Below are 21,544 nucleotides of genomic sequence, written 5' to 3'. Positions count from 1 at the left end.
CGAATATTTTAGTTATCAACATACTTATCCACTATTGACAAACTAGTTATCAACAAATTGTGTATAACTACTGAAAGAAACGGAATAAACCAAGGATTTTGAAAAAAGAGGATGTGGATAGACTGTGGAAACAATTAAATATGATGAAACACAATTGAATGAAGCTGCGAAGGAATTAGCAGTAGGAAATCTAGTGGCTTTTCCAACGGAAACTGTCTATGGATTAGGAGCTAATGCCCTTTTACCGGAGGCTGTCAAACAAGTCTTTACAGTGAAAGGTCGACCACAAGACAACCCATTGATTGTCCATGTCGCCTCCTTCGAACAAGTAAAAGAGTATGTGGACAACTTTCACCCATTAACAGAACAAATTGTGAAAAACTTCTGGCCAGGGCCACTGACTTTGATTTTTCACATCAAAAAAGGTAGTTTACCAGGGATTGTCACTGGTGGTTTATCCACAGCTGCTTTTCGCATGCCAGATAACAAGAAAACGTTAGAATTAATCCAATTAGCAGGTGTACCACTTGTCGGGCCAAGTGCCAACACTTCAGGTAAACCAAGTCCAACAACAGCAGACCATGTCTTTCATGATCTAAATGGAAAAATCACAGGAATCATTGACGATGGGGCGACGAGGATCGGTGTAGAATCAACGGTACTTGATTTGAGTGACCCATCTGCACCGCCGATGATCTTACGACCAGGAGCAATCACGAAAGAGCAACTAGAAGCTGTCATTGAAAGTCCAGTGGCGACAGACCGCCATTTGGTCAAAGAATCTGAAACACCGAAATCTCCGGGGATGAAATACAAACATTACTCACCTGATACTCGAGTACTGATGGTCGAAAAAACGGATTGGCCAGAGGCGATCATCTGGACAAAAGAGCAAAAACTACGTACCGGTGTTTTAGCTGGACCAACAATTGCTGATCAGGTACGTAAGGATGTCGCAGCAATTTACATGTATTACGATGATTCGATAGAAGCTGCCACAAAAGGACTATTTGCAGGATTACGTGGCTTAGATGATGAGCGGTTAGCGCTTGATTTGATTTTAGTGCAAGTCGCACCTGAAGAAGGTCTAGGCATTGCGTATATGAATCGCTTGAAAAAAGCCGCAGGACAAAATTATTATAAAAAATGATCCAGAAGTGATTGCTGCAAAATCATTCTGTGATACAATCTAGGAAACAAACTAAAATAGCTATTTAAGAAATAATGTTCGTATTCTTAGCTAGTAATGTTTGGTCAACATCAAAAAAAGACAAATAAACTGAACAATCATTTGAAATTTAAAGAAGTTGACACATAAATAAATAAGGAGTTGTTGTTTGTGGTAGACTACAAAACGTTTGACCCTGATTTATGGGCAGCAATCGCAAAAGAAGAGGAAAGACAAGAAAACAATCTGGAGCTGATCGCTTCTGAAAACTTTGTCTCTGAAGCTGTGATGGCGGCACAAGGAAGTATTTTAACGAATAAGTACGCAGAAGGGTATCCAGGACGTCGCTATTATGGTGGGTGTGAATTTGTGGATATCGTTGAAAATCTGGCGATCGATCGTGCCAAAGAATTATTTGGTGCCGATTTTGTCAATGTTCAACCACACTCTGGATCACAAGCCAATACAGCTGCATATCTTGCGTTAGTTGAACCGGGGGATACGATCTTAGGAATGGATCTTTCTGCTGGCGGACATTTGACACATGGCTCTCCAGTCAATTTTAGTGGAAAAACGTATCACTTCGTTGCTTATGGTGTAGATCCGTCAACAGAAGTCATTGATTATAATGTCGTACGCATCTTAGCGAGAAAACATCAACCAAAATTGATCGTAGCAGGAGCAAGTGCCTATGGTCGGACGATCGACTTTGCAAAATTCAGAGAAATCGCAGACGAAGTTGGGGCAAAATTGATGGTCGATATGGCACACATTGCTGGTTTAGTTGCAGCGGGTGTCCATCCAAGCCCAATCCCTTATGCCGATATCACAACAACTACTACTCACAAAACATTACGAGGACCTCGTGGTGGGATGATCTTAACGAACAATGAAGAGCTGGCGAAAAAAATCAATAGCGCAGTCTTCCCAGGCATCCAAGGTGGCCCCTTGGAGCATGTGATTGCCGGAAAAGCTGCTGCATTTAAAGAAGCATTGACTCCTGAATTTAAGGAATATAGCGAACAAGTCATTGCCAATGCAAAAGCCATGGCAAAAGTATTCAATCAATCGATTGGTACCCGAGTGATTTCAGGTGCCACAGATAACCATTTGATTTTGATCGATGTACGTGACTTAGAATTGAACGGAAAAGAAGCAGAAGCGATTTTGGACAGTGTTCATATCACCGTCAATAAAAACTCGATTCCTTTTGAAACACTAAGCCCATTCAAAACAAGCGGTATCCGTATCGGGACACCAGCAATCACGACCCGTGGCTTCCGTGAAGAAGATGCAGCAAAAGTCGCTGAACTGATCGTCAAAGCCCTACAAGCAAAAGATGACGAAGCTCAATTAGAAGAAGTGCGTGCAGGCGTCCGTGAATTAACAGAAAAATTCCCTTTATATAAAAAATAAATCGTATCAAACAATAAAGATGTTAGAAATCAGAAAAGGAGAGTCGATCAAACATGCAGATGTTCGATTGGCTCACCTTTTTTCTGTCTTACTGCTCAGGTCAAAGCGCTTCTTTCACAACCTCTTTCAATCTGATTTTTTGACTTTTGTCTGGTTGCTCTCTAGTATATGAGGTGTAATTTTATTTGTTGCATTCAATTTAGGGAGGAATCCGTATGACTGATCGAATTTCATTAGAAAAAGAAGCAATTGAGTTTAGTGATGCTAATGCACCGCACCCGCGTATCTATGAATTACCTCCGGAAGAAGGGCGTGATCTTCTAGAAGAAGTTCAAAGTTCTTCTGTGGAAAAATTACCTGTGGATATCGAGGATTTGAAAATGGATACCAATGATTGGGGACAAATCAATGTGCGTTTTATCCGTCCTGAAGGAAATGTAGAAAAATTACCTGTCATTTTTTATATACATGGTGCTGGTTGGGTATTTGGCAGTGCCAAAACACATGACAAATTGATTCGGGAATTGGCTGTTCGTACAAATTCGATCGTGATTTTTCCTGAGTATAGTCGTTCGCCAGAAGCAAAATATCCTACTGCCATCGAGCAAAACTACGCGATTTTGCAAAAACTTGCGGAGCTTTCTGAGTCGAAAGGCTTGGATCTTGAGAACTTGACAGTCGCAGGGGATTCCGTAGGTGGGAACATGGCAACGGTGATGACGATTCTTACAAAGCAACGTCAAGGATTACCAATCAAAAAACAATTACTATATTATCCTGTAACTGATGCAAATTTCGATACAGATTCTTATAACCAATTTGCAGAGAATTACTTCTTAACAAAAGAAGGGATGCAATGGTTCTGGGATCAGTATACGACAGATGAAAAGAAACGAGCAGAAATCACTGCCTCACCTTTGCGTGCAAGTGAAGAAGAATTGACAGGTTTACCCCCTGCAATGGTCTTGACTGGTGAAGCAGACGTGTTAAGAGATGAAGGAGAAGCATATGCTAGAAAACTTCGTGAAGCTGGTGTGGAAGTTACGCAAGTACGTTTCCAAGGGATCATCCATGATTTCGTCATGGTAAATGCGATGGACCAAACCAATGCGACACGAGCAGCAATGACTCTTTCCACAGAATGGCTAAAAAACTAGTTGTTTTTTGTCATCTTTATCCATCAATAAAGTAGAAAAATAACAAAAAACGTCTGATTTTCAGGCGTTTTTGTTATTTTTTGCTGATTTTAAAAAGAACACCGCTTTGTTTTTTTATTTCTTTGATTTTCTTTAGGAAAATGACGGGTTAGACTAGTCAAGTCAGTGATTTTGTTTTACAATTAAAAAGAAACGAGAGAAAAAGGAGACAAAAAAATGGGCAAATTTCAAGTAATCGACCATCCATTGATCCAACACAAATTAACGATTATTCGCGACAAAAATTGTGGTACAAAAGTTTTCCGTGAGGTTGTTGATGAAATCGCTATGCTGATGGCATATGAAGTATCACGTGATATGCCACTTGAAGACATTGTCATCGAAACACCGATCACAGAAACAACACAAAAAACATTGTCTGGTAAAAAAGTAGCCATTATCCCAATCTTGCGCGCAGGTATTGGAATGGTTGACGGAATCTTAGAATTGATCCCAGCAGCTAAAGTCGGCCACATCGGATTATACAGAGATGAAGAAACATTGGCACCGCACGAGTATTTCGTTAAATTACCGGAAGATATCGACGCACGTCAATTATTCGTAGTTGATCCAATGTTAGCGACAGGTGGCTCAGCGATCATGGCGATCGATGCTCTGAAAGCACGTGGCGCTTCAAACATTAAATTTGTTTGCCTTGTTGCAGCTCCAGAAGGTGTTAAAGCCTTACAAGAAGCACATCCAGATATTGATATCTATACTGCTTCATTAGATGAAAAATTAAACGACAAAGGCTATATCGTTCCTGGTCTAGGCGATGCTGGCGACCGTTTATTTGGTACTAAATAGGAAAAATCAGCTATACAAAAAAATCTGGGATCTTCCCAGATTTTTTTTATTGTTGTCTTTAGACCAAGTTGAGCTCGCAAAGCGAGTGAAACAGAAAACCACCTGCTATGCGGGTGGGGAATAAAAGGTTCTACCAAAAAGCCCTTCCTATCGTTAAAATATGATTGTTCAGGTCATATTGATAACGAAAGGAAGGGAAAAGAAATGGCTAATAAAGCAAATAGTTTAGCCCATACAAAGTGGTTGTGCAAATACCACATTGTATTCACACCAAAGTATAGAAGAAAAATCATCTATAATCAATATCGAGCAAGTATTCAAGAAATTATCAAACGACTATGTAAGTACAAGGGAGTAGAAATCTTGGAGGGACATATGATGCCAGATCACGTCCATCTGTTATTGAGTATCCCGCCAAAAATCAGTGTGTCAAGTTTTATGGGTTATCTTAAAGGAAAGAGTGCATTGATGATTTTTGATAAGCATGCAAATTTAAAATATAAATTTGGTAATCGACATTTTTGGGCAGAAGGATATTATGTAAGCACTGTGGGATTGAATGAAGCGACCATAAGGAAATACATTCAAGAACAGGAGAAACATGATATAGCGCTAGATAAATTGAGCGTTCGAGAATATGAAGACCCTTTTAAGGGTTAAAGAGTAGAACAAACACCTTTTTAAAGGTAGGCAAAAGTGACAAAGGCAATATGGCTTGAACATGAAATGAGAAAGCCAGCGTCTTTAGGCGCTGGCCGGTGTTAAGGGCTTATAGCCCTAGAGCAAACCACCCTTTTGAAGGGTGGTTATGATTTCATTCAGGCAAAATAAAAACCATCCACTTGATGGATGGTTGAAAAAACTAAATCTTACTCATATCTTTGTAATTGATAATGACGACGCCTTTACTTTGGGTCATCAAATCGGCATTCTCATTAGTTTCATCAATTGCAACAACAGCAGAGTTTTTCAATTGCTTGGAAATCGTTCCGGTTTGCGTTTTTCCGTGAATCATAAAGGTAACATGTGTATCAGTGGTAAATTTTTCTCCAAATTCTGACGGTTCGACCTTTGTTTCAAATTTTCCAAAAGTTGCCATTTTCATAAAACCTGCCTTTCATTTATAATTATAGCACATTTGTTGAAAAAAATCATGAAAGCAGAAAAAACTTCCAGATTACTCTTTACATTTTCTAACATAACGACTATAATTTCATTTGGAAACGCCAGCTTAGCTCAGTTGGTAGAGCAACGCACTCGTAACGCGTAGGTCGTAGGTTCGATCCCTATAGCTGGCATACTAGATAAACGCCGTCATATCAAGGTTTATATCGAGATATTGACGGTATTTTTTTTGCTTTTTTGGAGTTCGTGGGCAGAGATTTTGAAAAACGGAAAAATAATTAACAAGTAGATATTGGACTAGGATTGAAAATAATCACTTACAATCTTTACTTTTTTGCAATTAGGTTAAAATTATGAATACACGACAATTTGTTGACAGTCATTTTTTTAGTGATAAAATTTAGATAATCATAAAGAAGAGCTGCTGTGCGCCTAACCAAAAGAGTCTGTCATTTATTTGATAGACTCTTTTGTGTTATAAGGAAGAGAAATCATTGAAATTACTAAGGAAGTTTGAAAAGTAACTAGTGTTTATATTTCGAAATTTTTTTCACATATAAGAAAACGCTATCAAAAACATCCTGACACTGTTACACTTTAACTAAATGAGTGAAAGGAAGTGGACAGCAATGGATTTAGTGATTGCAAAAGATTATGAAACGCTTAGTGAAGTGACAGCGGGGATCGTCCTGGGAAAAATGTTGAAGAAAAAACGAGTGAATTTGTCTTTGACAACAGGAAATTCGCCTAAGATGGCCTATGAGATTTTAGTGGAGACGCTTAGTAAATTACAGATGGATACATCGATGATCCATTATTATAATTTTGATGAAGTGGCATTAAAGGACAAGCAGTATGGTCTGACTATGTCAGGACTGAAAGAAGCCCTTTATGATCCTATCAGGGTCGCTACTGAGAATATCCATGAACTGACTATTGATAATTATCAAGATGTGGATAAACGAATGGCGCAAGCGGGTGGCTTGGATCTAGTTTTGATGGGGCTTGGGGAAGATGGTCATTTTTGTGGAAATATGCCTGGATATACGGACTTTAGTAAGGAGACTTATAGCATTCCAGTCATTCCAGGAGATCAGATGTATAAATCGTTAAAAGAACATCTGGGAGAAGAACCTGGTGATTACTTTGTGACATTTGGGCCAAAGACGGTCATGGCAGCGAAACAGTTAGTATTGATCGTTAACGGGGAGCATAAAGCAGAGATCATCAAACAAGTGATCGAAGGACCAGTAACAGAGCAGATTCCTGCATCGATCTTGATGACTCATCCCGATATCACAGTGATTTTAGATGAAGCAGCTGCAAAATTACTAAAATAATAGATAAGAATCCACGAAAATCTTTTTTTAGATTTAGTGGATTTTTTATTTCTAGTTTATTAATGAACACTCGTTTTTTATTGTTTTCTTGGGTACAATAATAGGAAAACGGAATGTGAATGGGCGAAAAACTGCCAGAATAGGAGAAAGAGATGAATCAATTCTATAAGAGAATCCAATATAAATTTTCTGAATTAAATCAAGTGGAAAAAAATATCTTAGATTATTGTTTGCATCAATCAAGAAAAGTTTCCTCCATGACAGCCGAAGAATTAGCGAGTGAAACATTTACCAGCCAATCGACCATCACTCGAATGGCGAAAAAACTCGGCTTCAAAGGATTTCAAGAATTTAAGTTTGCGCTCAAAAGTTATCGGTCGTTAGAAGAAACGAGTGATTCCACTGATGTGTCGGATGAATTCAAACCATTGATCAATGAAATCCTTCGTCAGTTTACAGAGACGTTAGAAAAAATCGAGCCGAAACAAATCGATCGCGCAGTCAATATGATTAAAGAAGCACAACGTATTGAACTGTTTGCTGTAGGTCAAAGTATCCCGGTGGCTGTTTCCCTGAATCGAAAATTGCATTTTCTTGGTAAAAATGTGGGGCATTCAACCGATTGGGACGAATTGCTAGCAGTGAGTAAACAACTAGGAGAAGGAGATCTTGCTATTTTTATTAGTCATAGTGGGGAAACATTAGGAATGCTCGATTATGCTAAACGACTAAAGGAGCGAAATGTTCCTCTGCTGTCTTTTATTGGTCAACCGACAAGTTCTTTAGAAGAATTGTCGACGGTCGCATTTATTGCAGAAATGTTGACGATCTATCATCAGAATATTGATTTGAGTCCAAGAGTTTCAATGGATATCTTGTTAGATATTTTGATGATCCATTATGCGAAACAAGTCATTTCTCAGAATGGAGATTCTAATTTATGAATGCCCATTCTACATGGACAGAAAGTATTGCAACCGCCTTTGTCATCGCTTACATTTTAAGGGTAAGAAATAGAGTAAGGGGGAACAGGGATGCAAAAAGGGAAGAAAGCAAGTTGGATGGAGATTTTTCAAGGGTTAGGCAAAACGTTCATGTTACCAGTCGCACTGTTAGCTTTCATGGGATTGTTCTTAGGGATTGGGAGTGCGTTCTCCGCTGAATCAGCAATTACTGCTTTTCCATTTTTAGGTGCTGCTTGGTTACAAGTGATGTTTCGCTTTATGTCGACGATTGGTGGCTTTGCTTTTAGCTATTTACCAGTGATGTTTGCCATGGCGATACCTTTAGGCTTAGCACGTAAAGAAAAAGGCGTGGCTGCTTTTTCAGGATTTGTTGGGTATGTAGTGATGCAATTATCGATCAATTTTTATTTGCAAGAAACGAATCAACTGGCAGCAAGTGAACAATTACGTGAAGCTGGTCAAGAAATGGTTTTTGGTATCCAAACATTATCTATGGGTGTTCTGGGAGGGATCATTGTCGGGCTGATCGTTTATCAGCTCCATACGCGATTTTATCAATTCCAATTACCAGATAGTTTTGCCTTCTTTTCAGGGACACGTTTTGTACCCATCATTACTTCAGTAACTTTAGCAATTGTTGGCGTGTTGATTCCGATGGTTTGGCCACTTTTTGCCATGTTGATCACTGGAATCGGAAATTTGATCCAACGTTCTGGTGCATTTGGGCCATTCTTATTCGGTTCTGGAGAACGGCTCTTATTGCCATTTGGCTTACATCATATTTTAGTATCGATGATCCGGTTTACAGAAGCTGGAGGAAGTCAGGTCATCAATGGGCAAGAAGTCTTTGGCGCACTAAATATTTTTTATAATGAATTGCAACAAGGATTGGCGATTTCACCTAGCGCCACTGCTTTTCTTTCACAAGGTAAAATGCCGACATTCATGTTTGGTCTTCCCGCAGCGGCTTTAGCGATATATCAAACCGCAAAGCCAGAGAATCGTGCAAAAATCAAAGGATTATTGATTTCAGGTGTGATTGCGACTTTTGTAACAGGGATCACTGAACCAATCGAATTTCTCTTCTTATTTGTCAGTCCTCTCTTATGGGGATTCCATGTGTTGATGACTGGTGCCGGATTTATGGTCATGAGTTTGTTGGGCGTAACGATCGGGAATACCGATGGCGGTATCTTAGATTTTATTATTTTCGGGGTCATGCAAGGGACTTATACTAAATGGTGGTTGGTTTTACTTGTGGGTGCCTGTTGGTTTGGTATCTATTACTTTACATTTAAAACGGTGATTTTACGCAAAAACTTAAAGACCCCTGGACGTGAAGAAATGACTGCTGAGACAGAATATACAGACGAAGAAGTAACATATAAAGGAAAAGGTACAGTTGATGCACGAGGAATCTTGGCTGCTTTAGGCGGTGCTGAAAATATCACTTCTTTAGATAATTGCATCACGCGTCTAAGGTTAGTAGTGAATGACGGATCGATCGTTGATGATGACCGACTGAAAAAATTAGGTGCATTAGGCGTGGTCCATTTGGATGATACGAATGTTCAAGTCATTATAGGAACAAAAGTGACGACTGTTAGAAATCAACTGGATGACATCTTGTCGTTCTGAAATCGGGAGAGTGTAGAAGATGTCTTTCAATGAACAAATCGATCGTAAAGGGACATATTGTACGCAATGGGATTATATTGAAGATCGCTTTGGTAAAAGTGATCTCTTGCCATTTACGATTTCTGATACAGATTTTAAAGTACCAACAGGCGTCGAAGCTGCGCTCCAAGAAAGGTTAAGACATCCAATTTTTGGCTATACTCGTTGGAATCACACGGATTTCAAATCAGCAGTCACTCACTGGTACAAAGAACGTTTTGGACACCAGATCGACGAAGACTGGTTAGTTTACAGTCCTTCCGTCATCTATAGCATCAAGCAACTGATTTGTTTATTAAGTGAATCGGGAGAAGGTGTGATTATCCAAACGCCTGCTTATGATGCCTTTTATAAACTGATTGCTGGGAATGGACGCAAACTGGTAAGCAATGAATTGATTTATCAAGAAGGTGCCTATCAATTGGATTTTGAGGACTTGAGGCGCCAATTTGAGCAACCGGAGAATAAAATTTTGTTATTGTGTAGTCCCCACAATCCAACAGGTAGAGTGTGGACCAAAAAAGAATTAGTAAACATCATCGAGCTTGCCCAAAAAAACGAGGTGTTCATTATTTCGGATGAGATCCACATGGATATTCTAAGAAAAGGGCAACAGCATCGACCACTGACGGAATTGATCCAAAAAAATGTCGCTGTCGTTACTTCAGGAAGTAAAACATTTAATTTTCCTGGATTGATTTTTTCTTACGGATTGATTCCAGATTCGTCCTTGCGGCAGCGGTTTTTGCAACAGATGAAAGAAGCTGATGGCCTCGGTTCCACGAGTGTTTTTGGATTAGTTGCTACGATTTCGGCGTATGAAAAAGAAAGCAACTGGGTCAGTGAACTCAATCAGTACATTGATGATAATATTGCTTTTGTCACTGCGTACCTTAAACAACATCATCCAGAAATCATCGTAACAAAAAGCGAAGCCACCTACTTGATGTGGCTCGATTGTTCGCAAGTACCATTCAGTATGGAACAGCTTCAACAACGCATGATCGAACGAGGCAAGGTTGCAATCATGTCTGGCGAAGTGTATGGAGAAACCAGTCGCAATTTTTTACGTTTGAATGTGGGATGTCCACGGAAGAAATTGGAAGAAGGATTGCGGCGATTGACGGAGAGTTTGGGGTAGATAGGATATTAACAAATAAATGGAACTTAGTATAATAAACGAGATAAAAAGTTAAAGGTAAACGAGTATCTGGCTTATGTTAAGAAGTTCACGGGAATAGCTTATATCTATAGATTCAAGAAGTTGAAAAAATACGGAGAAAGTGCGTTTTCTAAAAAAAGGAGCGCACTTTTTGGCATCCATTATGAAATAAAGAAACTAGAACAAAGAAGTCGTTACCTAAAAGAGGAGCTAGATTTATAAAAAAATTCAGGACTTCTTGAACCCAAACAAGAAGTCCTGTTTCTGTTCTTAAAAGAACATAAAATGAGTGGAATATTTGAAAGGCTTGCCAAGCATTGGTCGTTTCAAGCAATAGAATTGGCTAGGAGAGATCATCTACATTCTTCTGAAAGAAGTCCATTCTTTTAATTAACCGTTTATTCGGTTTAGGTGGTGCAAGAGGAATAATGTCCCAGACACGTTTCTTCGTTAATAGGCATTTAATAAGTAGGTACTTTTTTTATTTTATCTCGGCTTATTAGGTCAGTTCTGATCCCTTTGCTGAGTCCTTTTTTTGTTGGATAAAGAAAAAATAGGTCATTCAGATACGTAAAAATTAAACAATAAATCTTGAGGATAGTTCCCCCAGCGATCGCCGAAGATAGTCAAACCACCAGCATTTTCAGCAGTAGCAGGCGCAGCAATTTTAAAGGTGAAGAAGTCACTATGATCTAAGTCGATTTCATTAAGGTTGTGATCTGTTAATTTCTCTCCGTCGAGGGAAGTGTCATAGCGATTGATGCGTAAATGCTTAAGTAATCCATATTGACTAAATTCATCGATCCACCATTTCGGAGTCAAGGAACCTCTAACATCTGAAAAGTTCCCTGGAATGGTGTATTTACCAATGCAGTGGTTGTTTAAGTAAAATGAAAGATCACTTGGCCAATAGTTATTAGAAATTGGGAACTCAGAAGCGATTTCCATGCTGATCTCCAGTAACTCGATTTTTTCACCAGTTTTCAAAGGATTTGGAATTTTGTATTCTAGAAACCCATTATTTAGCCAGATGATACTCGCATCAACACGATCTTGGTCAAGAAAAGACTTAGGGTCGTCTAATGCGCCAATCAATCGATCTTTCGTCGCCATACCGCAGGAAGGCTTAGCTTCAAAATCGGTAAAGTGGCCTATTTTCACTGATTGGGAGGTTAAATTCATTTGTGGAAACACTTTTGCCGGGAAATTGATATTGATGAAATCAGTTTTTAGAGATAAGTATTTTTTCTTCCAGTCTTGCCCCGATCCTTTTTCTGTTTTGATCAACTGTGCTTGTTCAAGTTTTCGGATGTGCTTTGTCATCAAAGCATTGCTGATCGCTAATTTTTGCCCAATTTCACTGATGCTTTTCTTACTATCTCCTAATTCTCTTAAAATCGCTAAGCGAGTTTCATTTGCGAGTGCTTCGTAGATCGGTAAAGATGCTTTCGTTAAATCCAATTCCATAGCTATCACCTCGTTATACTAATTAGTTTAATGAAAAGATGGATTAATTATATCACATGCTTTTGGATTTACAAAATTGTAAAATGATGGAATTTACCGTAATAAGCTTGTTAAAATAATATTGACAGCGCTTTATTTTTATAGTAACTTTACGGTGTAAACATTGATAGACGATGGTCTAACAATTATGTTTATTGATAATTAGGTATCATTTTACTTTTTAGTTAAATAAAGGAGTGTGGAAATTGAAAGTAAGAAAATTAATTGTTTTAGTTGGAACAAGCTTACTATGTACTGTGTTGTTAGCTGCTTGTGGTGGAAGTAGTAGTTCAAGTAATGATTCGGAAATTTTGCTTTGGTCTTCGACGACGGGACCGGACGGTGAAAAAATCCAAAAAACGGTTGATCAATACAATAAAACAAATCCAGACTTTAAAGTAAAGTTAGTTAGTATGCAAGGTGACACCTTTACTTCGAAGTTGACGACTGCTGGAAAATCTGGCAAAGGCGTCCCAGATTTAGCATTGATCGCATCGGAAGCTTTACCCACGTATAAGAACCAAGAGATGCTTGAGACTTGGGATGACATGATCGAAGGAACTGAATTGACACGTGGAAATTATGTAGAAGCTGCATGGGACACTGGTGTGGTGGAGGATAGTCAATACGGGATTCCAGCAACGATGGGTTCGTGGGTGATGTATTACAACCAAGATTTGGTGGATAAATATGTTCCAGGAGCATTAGATGATGGCGTAGTGACATATGAAGAAATCAGACAGGCTGGGGAAAAAGCAAAAGCAGATGGTATTTATAGTTTTGGCTATACATGGGGCATGCAGAATTATTCTAATCTTTACCAGCAAATGGGTGGAGAATGGCAAGATGCACAAGGAAACATCACTATCGATAATGATATTTCTTACAATGCCGTCCAAGAGTTTAAAACGCTATATGATGCGGGCTATATGGTCCCGGATGGCGAAGATGCAAACAAACTTTTTGCAAACCAACAGCTGATTTTTCTTCCAGAAGGAACATGGATGCTAAGCAATATGGAAGGAATAAGTGACTTCACTTGGGGTCAGACATTTACGCCGCAATGGGATGCTGGACATATCGTTCAAGGTTCAGGCGTCGATCAGTTTGCGATGCTTAAAACGAGCCAAGAACGTTCGGATGAAAAGAAAAGTGGTATGATCGACTTTCTCACTTGGTTACAAGCAAACCAACTAGAGTGGGTCAAATCAGGCGCAAATCCAACTTCTTTAGCAATGCTAGACAATGAAGAATATGTGGAGATGCCACAATCATTCTTGTTGAAAACAGAAAAAGGACAAGCGGCAATTTCTGTCAATACGCTTGATGGCTTGTCTTATATCTTTAGTGAATATGATAATCGTTCATGGGATATGATCACAGGAAAAGCAGATATCCAAACAACTTTTGGTGAGATCCAAAAAGTCGTAGAAGAAAAGATGAAATAATATTCTCACTTGGAGACTGTGGCAGAAGGAAGGATGACCGTAAAAAGAATTCAGTCGGTTTTTTTATGGGCTAGGAATTCTGACGGGTAGGCTAAATTGCTGTCACAGTCGTTTCTTGTTGAAGGGTTGACTAGAAATACAGAGAAGGATGTGTATTGATGAAAAAAAGATTAAATGCCTGGCCAGTCGTTTTTATTGGTCCGCATATGCTCCTTTTTCTTTTATTCTTTTTAGTTCCTGCAGTTATTGGGATTTATGTTTCTTTTACTGAATGGGATTTGTTCAGTACGCCGATTTTTATCGGATTTGATAATTTTAAAACGATTTTATTTGATCAAGACTCGTTATATCATACGCAATTTTTTAATGGAATGAAAAATACCCTGTTTTTTGCGGCAATCTCAGTCCCACTATGTATCGCGATTCCTTTATTGTTAGCAGTTGCGTTGTCTACTAAACCAAAATTGATGCGTTTTTTTCAATCGATTCTTTATTTGCCCACATTATTTGCAATCTCTGCGGTCATGATCATTTGGGGCTTTCTTTTGAGTAAATCATTTGGACCAATCAAAGAAGTATTCGGCATCGATATCAATTTTGTGGGCACTCAACCATGGGCTTGGATCGCTATTTTGATCGTGACGATTTGGTGGACATTAGGTGGGAATCTGATTATTTATGTGGCTGCATTAAATGGGGTCTCAAAAGAACAGTTAGAAGCAGCGGAATTAGATGGTGCGAATAGTGTTACTAAATTTTTCCGTATTTCTTTACCTAGTATTCGCAACCAACTCATCTTTACAACGGTCATGACGACCATCGCTCAGTTTAATATCTATGGTCAGCCACTAATGTTGACGGGAGGCGGACCCAATAATTCCACTCGCGTGTTGATGATGTATATCCAAGAAAATGCCTTTGGTAGTAGCACCTCGGTTGCGGGCGTTTCTTCAGCGATGGCCATTCTACTAGGTTTTGTGATCATGGCAGTTTCGATTGTGCAATTTCTGGTCATCAAAAAAATGGAAAGATAGGAGGGAAGAGGATGCGAGAAAACAAACTAGGGAAAAGGATTGCCTTTATTTTGCTAGCGATCGTGTGCGTCATTTGGATCTTTCCTTTGATATGGGCAATTTTCACCTCATTTAAATCAGAGGCAGAGATTCAAAAGGTTGGGTTCAGTTTGATTCCACAAGATTGGACACTTGCTAACTTTTTGAGCTTGTTACACGGCAATGATTCTTCTCCTGTGTTCCGCTGGTTTGTGAATTCCATGATTATTTCAACTTCACATACCCTATTAGTTATGGTGATCGTCTCGTTTGCGGCCTATGGCTATACACGACTCACTTTTAAGGGAAGAGATTTTATTTTTGCTTTATTGTTAGGAACCATGATGTTTCCCGGGGTGGTCAATTTGATCCCGAACTTCAAAATCGTTGATACTCTAGGATGGACAAATACATTTCTAGCAGTCATCGTACCTGGAGCAGCAGGTGTTTATAACATTTTCCTCGTTCGACAGTTCATTTTAGGAATTCCCAAAGAATTGGATGAATCGGCTGTGATTGATGGGGCAAACGAGTTTCAAATTTTTTATTATATCATTTTACCGCTGATCAAACCTGTATTGACTGTGGTTGCGTTGTTTAGTTTTACTGGCTCATGGAATGACTTCTTGTGGCCATCGATCGTGATCAACGATATTGATAAATTACCGATCACACCGGGGCTGCAATTGCTGCAAGGTCAATACATGACCTATCCAGGAATTGGAACTGCTGGTGCAATCTTGGCGTTGATCCCTACCTTTTTATTGTATTTGGTGGCGCAAAAGAGCTTTATGGCGTCGATGTCGTTGCAAAGTGGTATAAAATAATTTGTTTTTTTGGAGGAAATATGATTAGAGAAGAATACCCGAGACCGCAATTTGAGAGAGGGAATTGGTTAAGCCTAAATGGTGAATGGCAATTTGCCTTTGATGACCAAAATCTTGGCTTGAAAGAAAAGTGGTACACAAATGAAGCAAATTATGCTTACAAGATCAATGTTCCTTTTGTCTATCAAAGTGCATTAAGTGGCATTGATCAGAGAGAAGTTCATGATGTTGTATGGTATTATCGGACCTTCAATGTACAGGTTCCTGAAAAAAGCCGTGTCCTTTTGCATTTTGGTGCAGTGGACTATGAGGCAGATGTATTTGTCAATGGACATCATGTGAAAAATCATTGCGGAGGGCATACCTCTTTTGATATCGACATTACGGATGCTCTTGTGGCGGGAGAAGAACAGATACTAAGTGTACGAGCATTCGATCCACATTTTGATGAAAGCATCCCACGTGGTAAACAATTTTGGGAAGAAGAATCAGCAGGGATCTGGTACACAAACTCAACGGGGATCTGGCAGCCGGTCTGGCTAGAAGTAGTTGCTGCGACCCACTTGCAACAAGTGAAATTTACTAGTGATTTTGATGCTGGCGCCGTGATGATCGATGTTGAATTGAATCAGTTAAAGCCACAATTAGTGTTAGAGTATCAAATCTATTTTAAAGGTGCTTTAGTCATCAGTGGGGCTGCAGAGTTTGTGACTTCTAAGTTAAGTTTTGCAGTCGATATTTTTCAACAACAAATTTTTCGGACCAATTTTCATCATGAGGGCTGGTCTTGGACGCCCGAAAATCCGCAATTATTCGATGTGGAATTTACTCTTACAGAAGCGGGAAATGCGATCGATCAATTAAAAAGTTATTTTGGTATGCGTAAAATACAGACAGAAAATGGCATGATCTACTTAAATAACAAACCTTACTATCAGAAGTTGGTTCTCGATCAAGGCTATTGGCCTAATGGCTTGTTGACTGCCCCTACGGATGAGGCATTTAAACAAGATATCTTATTAGCAAAAGAAATGGGTTTTAACGGTTGTCGTAAACACCAAAAAACAGAAGATCCGCGCTTTTTATACTGGGCAGATAAATTGGGATTTCTGGTTTGGGGCGAGTGTGCAGCACCGGCGATTTATACCGACCTTTCTGTGACGCGCTTGATGCAGGAGTGGGCAGAGATCATTAGTCGTGACTATAGCCATCCTTCGATCGTCACTTGGGTACCGATCAACGAGAGCTGGGGCGTACCAAAAATCTCTTTTGATCGCCAACAACAGCATTTTTCTCAAGCAATGTATCACTTTATCCATTCACTAGACCAGCAACGATTGGTTATTTCAAATGATGGTTGGGCGATGACGGAGACAGATATTTGTGCGATCCATAATTATGCTCATGGACAAGAATCCGAACGACAAAAATATCTGTACTTTAAAGACAGTCTCAGCACGAGAGAAAAATTGGTGAATCGAGTATCAACACCATGGCCAATTTTCGCTGGAGGATTTTCTTATCAGGATCAGCCTATTTTATTAACCGAGTTTGGCGGTATTGGCTTTGATGTTTCTGGGCAACCAGGTTGGGGTTATACCTCAGTGGAGAATAAACAAGATTTCTTGAAGGATTATCAGCGGATAATGACGGCTGTTTATGATTCTGTTGGGCTTTGGGGTTATTGCTATACCCAATTGACAGATGTCGAGCAAGAAATCAATGGGTTACTGACTTATGACCGACAACCGAAAGTTGATTTAGCTGCTATTAAAGAAATCAATGATCAGTTCCATCCAACGCAGGTGGAATAATCCGATTGTTGTGGAAAGGGGCGATGCCCTATGGGAAGATCAGTGGCTTGGCTCAGTAGTGTAAGTGTCCTGTTTGCTGCGTTTGTGATAACAGGTTGTGGGGCTGGAACTGACACGGGGGAAGAAGTGTCCGATTTTACTTCTATTATCGATAATGATGGAGCGGATCCTTGGATCTTGCAAACGGAGTCTTACTTTTATTATACCAAAACGACTGGGAATAATTTAACGCTATGGCGTGCTGAAAACCTCTCTCTCGTGGCAACCGGTGAAAAAAAGATCATCTGGGAAATGCCAGAAGAATTTGAAAGCATCTGGGCACCTGAGCTCCATTACTTAGATGACCGTTGGGTGATGTATTTTGCAGCGAATCGCCCTTCAGAAACTCACCGAATGTTTGCGTTAGTTAATCATCAAACAGACCCATACATGGGGGAGTGGCAATTGGAAGAGATCAAAGGGATGGATGATAAATTTGCGATTGATGGCACCGTCTTAGAGATAAGTGACAAACGCTATTTTCTTTGGTCTGGTTGGGAAGGATATGAAAATATTGCTCAAAATCTTTATTTAGCGGAGATGGTTTCTCCTACGGAAGTAGTTGGTGAAAAACGGCTTATTTCAAAACCAGAATATGAATGGGAAATGCGTCAAACGCCATTGATCAATGAAGCCCCTCAAGTGATCATCAAAGATAAGACAGTCAATTTGGTATACTCTGCGAGTGGGAGCTGGGACAACGATTACGCGCTAGGTCTTATGACCCTAGATGTAGCTGATGATCCGCTAGAAAAAGCCAATTGGCAAAAGAAACCAGAGCCAATTTTCCAACAGACAAACACTGTCTATGGACCCGGGCATAATGGATTTGCTAAATCAAAAGATGGCTCTGAAGACTGGATGATTTATCACGCTGCTCGATGGGATCATTCCGGTTGGGAACGTTCGATCCGCTTGCAAAAGTTTGGTTGGGATCAAGAGGATAAGATCCTGCTGGAACCGCCCTTGGATGAATGGCGCGTTCAATCGTTGCCAAAAGCTGAGCCGAATCGGATGAGATTACCCGCCAGTCGTGCGTTGCTTGAAGGTGATTTAGCGATTGTCGAGGATGATGCGGCACTCTCTAAGAAAATCGTACAAGGATTTGAGTCAATTACTGACAAAATTATTTTTACCCCGCAGATCGAGAAAGCAACTGAATCTCTAGTGATTGTCTATGTCAAAACGAACGATCCTCTTATCATGAATGAACCGATCCGGATCAAGATCGAAACGAAACAAGCAAGTCAGTTGGTGGATGTGTATCCTTCCGAATATTACCAACCGCTACAAGTCCGTATGAAATTACCAAAGGGAGAGCAGGAAATCATGATTTCGTCCGAAATTGGGGTTGATACCCTGAGTATTGATCGTTTAGAAATCGTAAAATAAAGAATATTGAGGAATTCTTCCAACTAACAACGATTGGTGCCACTCATTTGGTTCATACTAGTTTGTCTTTATATGATCTATCATGAGTCTTAGGCTGTAGACAAACTCTTAAAGCTAGAGTTTTGTTTATAGTCTTTTTTACATTAGTTGTATAAATAAGTTGAATTCTTTGTCAAACGATGTAAAGAGAAATCTTAGAATGATTGGTTGATCTGAAACAAAAGCAAAATTAACTTTTGTCTTTCACCTTAAAGCCGAATAAATGACAGAAACAGAAGTGAGCTCTTTTTCATTTCATTAACAAGCCTTTCCTGTGGCGTATCATGATTCGCAAGTTAAAGTGATAAAAACTTCGAAAACCATTGGCATTTTTTGATTTAGTTAATATGAACGAGAAATTTCTATAGCAGTATCAAAAGCCATTATTTTTTTATACTGGTACTAGGTAGGGTGTTTACATAAAAGTAAAATAAATGAGCGAAAATGAACGGAGAACAGATAAATTTTAAATAACTAACATCACATATTTATATTTATATAAATATGCCCAATAACAAGCTAGATTGCATTTGGATACTCTATTCTATTGGTGAAGCTATCCTCTGAAATAAAAAATATAAACATGCTAGGCAACGCATTATAAGTCTAGATTAAGGAGAAATCAAAATGAAAAAAATTCTATTTTTCGTTGGGGTGTTTGGAATAGTAACATTAGGTGATGCCGTCTCTGCACAAGAAATCAATCCATTGAGCGATCAAGAAAGGGAAATTGCTAATAAGGTAGTTAATTCAGTCGATTTTTACGATAAGGTAAGTATATCCTTTCGGGAAAAATATGGGGATTTATCTGACAGGGAGTATCAAGTACAAGCAAAAATGGACTTTTCTAAAGGGATTTTGGATGAAGAATTCGTTGAGGTATTTGAAAATGAAACAACAGGTGAGCAAAAAGCAATCATCTATGATAAGTCTAAGAATAAAAATTTAGTTGATGTAAATTTTAAAGAAAACGATTACTTTGTAAGTCAATATAATGTTGATATTGATCGAGCCAATAAGGGGAAATCAATTGAAAGCCGATTAACAAAAAATGGTTTAGGAGAAACGGTTTTGAATCAACGAGATTCTGTTTTACCGCTATCTATGTCAGCAGATGCTGTCTTTTCACAACTTTATGGTGCCCAACTTTTTTCTCTCTATAATCATTGGGAAATCATTCAGACAGAAAAGCTACTGGGAAGGGACGCTATTTTGCTTGAAGGAGAGTACCCAGAGGAATTTGGGTCAAAAGTAAATGCTCAAACTTTTAAAGCATGGATCGATGAAGAAACAGGAATTATTCTTAAGCTTGAAGGTTTCGCTGATTCTATCATGACCAATTATTTGATCGTAGATACGATCGACTTTGATTCAGAAGTAACGATCAGAAACATAGAGGAAATAAAAAAAGATAATTTAGATGAATACAAATTTCCAATAGAAAAACAATATTCCGGAGATGGAACTTTAATTAGTGTAAAAAAACCTAATTTAGCTGAGCAACCACTGATTGATTTATTTGTTCTTGATAATGACCATTTAACCGGTCAAGGAACAGTCACTAATGAAGGCTTCAATTGGATTTCAAATGCATCTATATTTTACGGGAAGAAAGATATGTGAGTAGCGATAGTCAAGTCTGATACTTTTATGAAATGGTGGCCATACCAATTATTCGCGTATGTTCAACAAATCATGTGGTAATCCTTTTTATTTTTTTTGAAAGATAGGAGAGTGAATAAACTAGAATGAAGAAACGGATAGTATCTATCTTGTTGTTTGTATTACTAATTACTGGTTGTAGTAACGAATCAAGTACAGGGCAATCGCAAACAAGAGACAGTATGGAGGAAACAATAGAAAGTACTTCTTTACAGGAAATAACTGATTCAGACCATTTGACATTCGAGGAATATAAAAAAGCCTTTCCTGGTCCGGGAAAACTCGATGAAGCATATCAGAAATTAAAAATAAAAAGCGATATCTCCCACGACCAGTTACAAGATCTCTTGATCAAGTATTCTTGGAAACTAGAAGGTGGAGGTATCTTGATCTTCAATGAATCAGGTGAAGTACAGCGAATCAACCTGTCTGGGCAGATAGAGTATGCTGGAATATATTCTGTTACTCAAGATAACTTCTATTTAGAGCCAGATCCAGCAAGTGTGAACTATGCGAATGTGATTAAAGATCATAAGTATAGGATCGAAGCAGATAAATTGTTTTTATTCAGCGAGGAAGTGAAAGAGCATCAAGTCATTATGTATCCTATGAAAAAAATAATCCCATAAGCAACTGTTTTTTATGGGTATAAGCCTCAATCGTTTATACTTATTGGTTAGGGTCAAAGTACAAAGGAACTATGAGAAAAAAATTGGTATAAGGACCAAATATAATTTTTATTCTAAGTTTACGTTTGATATGCTATAAAAAATGATATCTATCGTAAAAAAACGCTAGAACCATCAATAAAAGAAATATCACTAGATTGTTTTCATCAGTAAAGTTGAGATCAAGAGTAACATATAAAAGAATAAAGTGAGATAAAGTGAAGAAATCATTTTATTTTGC

The 21,544-nt window shown here is 38.7% G+C and carries 18 protein-coding genes and 1 tRNA gene; 17 read left to right on the top strand and 2 right to left on the bottom strand.

Annotated features, from left to right (window positions below):
• Positions 1 to 124: 124 nt before the first annotated feature.
• The 5 genes from IGJ39_RS11280 (at position 125) to tnpA (ending at position 5,247) form a co-directional block, all read left to right on the top strand.
• Positions 125 to 1,150, top strand: a complete 1,026-nt coding sequence (locus IGJ39_RS11280) for an L-threonylcarbamoyladenylate synthase (protein WP_438764756.1) — start codon at positions 125 to 127, stop codon at positions 1,148 to 1,150.
• A gap of 189 nt (positions 1,151 to 1,339) precedes the next feature.
• Positions 1,340 to 2,584 carry a serine hydroxymethyltransferase gene (gene glyA / locus IGJ39_RS11275; protein ID WP_066025793.1) on the top strand — a complete coding sequence of 415 codons (1,245 nt, stop codon included), beginning with the start codon at positions 1,340 to 1,342 and terminating at the stop codon, positions 2,582 to 2,584.
• Between the two features lie 215 nt (positions 2,585 to 2,799).
• Complete coding sequence (locus IGJ39_RS11270) at positions 2,800 to 3,741, top strand: alpha/beta hydrolase (protein WP_108144246.1); 942 nt, start codon at positions 2,800 to 2,802, stop codon at positions 3,739 to 3,741.
• 216 nt (positions 3,742 to 3,957) lie between these two features.
• Positions 3,958 to 4,587 (top strand): uracil phosphoribosyltransferase, encoded by a 630-nt coding sequence (gene upp / locus IGJ39_RS11265; RefSeq protein WP_010736621.1) that lies wholly within the window; start codon positions 3,958 to 3,960, stop codon positions 4,585 to 4,587.
• A gap of 204 nt (positions 4,588 to 4,791) precedes the next feature.
• Entirely contained in the window at positions 4,792 to 5,247 is a 456-nt protein-coding gene (tnpA, locus tag IGJ39_RS11260; RefSeq protein ID WP_100917284.1) for an IS200/IS605 family transposase, read from the top strand.
• Between the two features lie 202 nt (positions 5,248 to 5,449).
• On the opposite strand, the gene IGJ39_RS11255 is transcribed toward tnpA, so the two are convergent.
• Positions 5,450 to 5,692, bottom strand: coding sequence for a hypothetical protein (locus IGJ39_RS11255; RefSeq protein ID WP_019723878.1), 243 nt, complete (start codon positions 5,690 to 5,692; stop codon positions 5,450 to 5,452).
• Between the two features lie 120 nt (positions 5,693 to 5,812).
• Between IGJ39_RS11255 and IGJ39_RS11250 the strand changes: the two genes are divergently transcribed.
• The 5 genes from IGJ39_RS11250 to IGJ39_RS11230 all read left to right on the top strand — a co-directional run bounded on the left by IGJ39_RS11250 (position 5,813) and on the right by IGJ39_RS11230 (position 10,835).
• Positions 5,813 to 5,885, top strand: a tRNA-Thr gene (locus tag IGJ39_RS11250).
• Between the two features lie 456 nt (positions 5,886 to 6,341).
• Positions 6,342 to 7,052, top strand: coding sequence for a glucosamine-6-phosphate deaminase (locus IGJ39_RS11245; protein WP_438764753.1), 711 nt, complete (start codon positions 6,342 to 6,344; stop codon positions 7,050 to 7,052).
• Between the two features lie 152 nt (positions 7,053 to 7,204).
• A complete protein-coding gene (locus IGJ39_RS11240) occupies positions 7,205 to 7,996 on the top strand; it encodes a MurR/RpiR family transcriptional regulator (RefSeq protein ID WP_438764751.1) in 792 nt (263 codons plus the stop codon).
• Between the two features lie 90 nt (positions 7,997 to 8,086).
• Positions 8,087 to 9,655 (top strand): maltose/glucose-specific PTS transporter subunit IIBC, encoded by a 1,569-nt coding sequence (gene malX, locus IGJ39_RS11235; protein WP_066025789.1) that lies wholly within the window; start codon positions 8,087 to 8,089, stop codon positions 9,653 to 9,655.
• 19 nt (positions 9,656 to 9,674) lie between these two features.
• Positions 9,675 to 10,835: a MalY/PatB family protein gene (locus IGJ39_RS11230; protein ID WP_438764749.1), complete on the top strand. Its 1,161-nt coding sequence runs from the start codon at positions 9,675 to 9,677 to the stop codon at positions 10,833 to 10,835.
• Between the two features lie 579 nt (positions 10,836 to 11,414).
• Here the strand turns inward: IGJ39_RS11230 and IGJ39_RS11225 are convergent.
• Positions 11,415 to 12,323 carry an ArsR/SmtB family transcription factor gene (locus tag IGJ39_RS11225; RefSeq protein ID WP_010734611.1) on the bottom strand — a complete coding sequence of 303 codons (909 nt, stop codon included), beginning with the start codon at positions 12,321 to 12,323 and terminating at the stop codon, positions 11,415 to 11,417.
• 245 nt (positions 12,324 to 12,568) lie between these two features.
• On the opposite strand from IGJ39_RS11225, the gene IGJ39_RS11220 reads away from it, so the two are divergent.
• From IGJ39_RS11220 to IGJ39_RS11190, 7 genes are all read left to right on the top strand, one after another.
• A complete protein-coding gene (locus tag IGJ39_RS11220; RefSeq protein ID WP_438764747.1) occupies positions 12,569 to 13,810 on the top strand; it encodes an ABC transporter substrate-binding protein in 1,242 nt (413 codons plus the stop codon).
• Positions 13,811 to 13,968: 158 nt separating this feature from the next.
• Positions 13,969 to 14,844, top strand: a complete 876-nt coding sequence (locus tag IGJ39_RS11215; protein ID WP_108144236.1) for a carbohydrate ABC transporter permease — start codon at positions 13,969 to 13,971, stop codon at positions 14,842 to 14,844.
• An 11-nt stretch (positions 14,845 to 14,855) separates the two neighbouring features.
• Positions 14,856 to 15,689: a carbohydrate ABC transporter permease gene (locus tag IGJ39_RS11210; RefSeq protein WP_104871666.1), complete on the top strand. Its 834-nt coding sequence runs from the start codon at positions 14,856 to 14,858 to the stop codon at positions 15,687 to 15,689.
• A 20-nt stretch (positions 15,690 to 15,709) separates the two neighbouring features.
• Positions 15,710 to 17,503 carry a glycoside hydrolase family 2 protein gene (locus IGJ39_RS11205; protein WP_438764744.1) on the top strand — a complete coding sequence of 598 codons (1,794 nt, stop codon included), beginning with the start codon at positions 15,710 to 15,712 and terminating at the stop codon, positions 17,501 to 17,503.
• A gap of 30 nt (positions 17,504 to 17,533) precedes the next feature.
• Positions 17,534 to 18,934 (top strand): glycoside hydrolase family 43 protein, encoded by a 1,401-nt coding sequence (locus IGJ39_RS11200; protein ID WP_438764742.1) that lies wholly within the window; start codon positions 17,534 to 17,536, stop codon positions 18,932 to 18,934.
• Between the two features lie 666 nt (positions 18,935 to 19,600).
• Positions 19,601 to 20,596, top strand: a complete 996-nt coding sequence (locus IGJ39_RS11195) for a hypothetical protein (RefSeq protein WP_438764740.1) — start codon at positions 19,601 to 19,603, stop codon at positions 20,594 to 20,596.
• A gap of 125 nt (positions 20,597 to 20,721) precedes the next feature.
• Positions 20,722 to 21,264 carry a hypothetical protein gene (locus tag IGJ39_RS11190; protein WP_438764738.1) on the top strand — a complete coding sequence of 181 codons (543 nt, stop codon included), beginning with the start codon at positions 20,722 to 20,724 and terminating at the stop codon, positions 21,262 to 21,264.
• Positions 21,265 to 21,544 lie beyond the last annotated feature (280 nt).

This window comes from Enterococcus sp. AZ140, from assembly GCF_051714405.1.
GTDB lineage: Bacteria > Bacillota > Bacilli > Lactobacillales > Enterococcaceae > Enterococcus_B > Enterococcus_B pernyi.
This window is presented reverse-complemented; position numbering and strand designations above follow the sequence as displayed.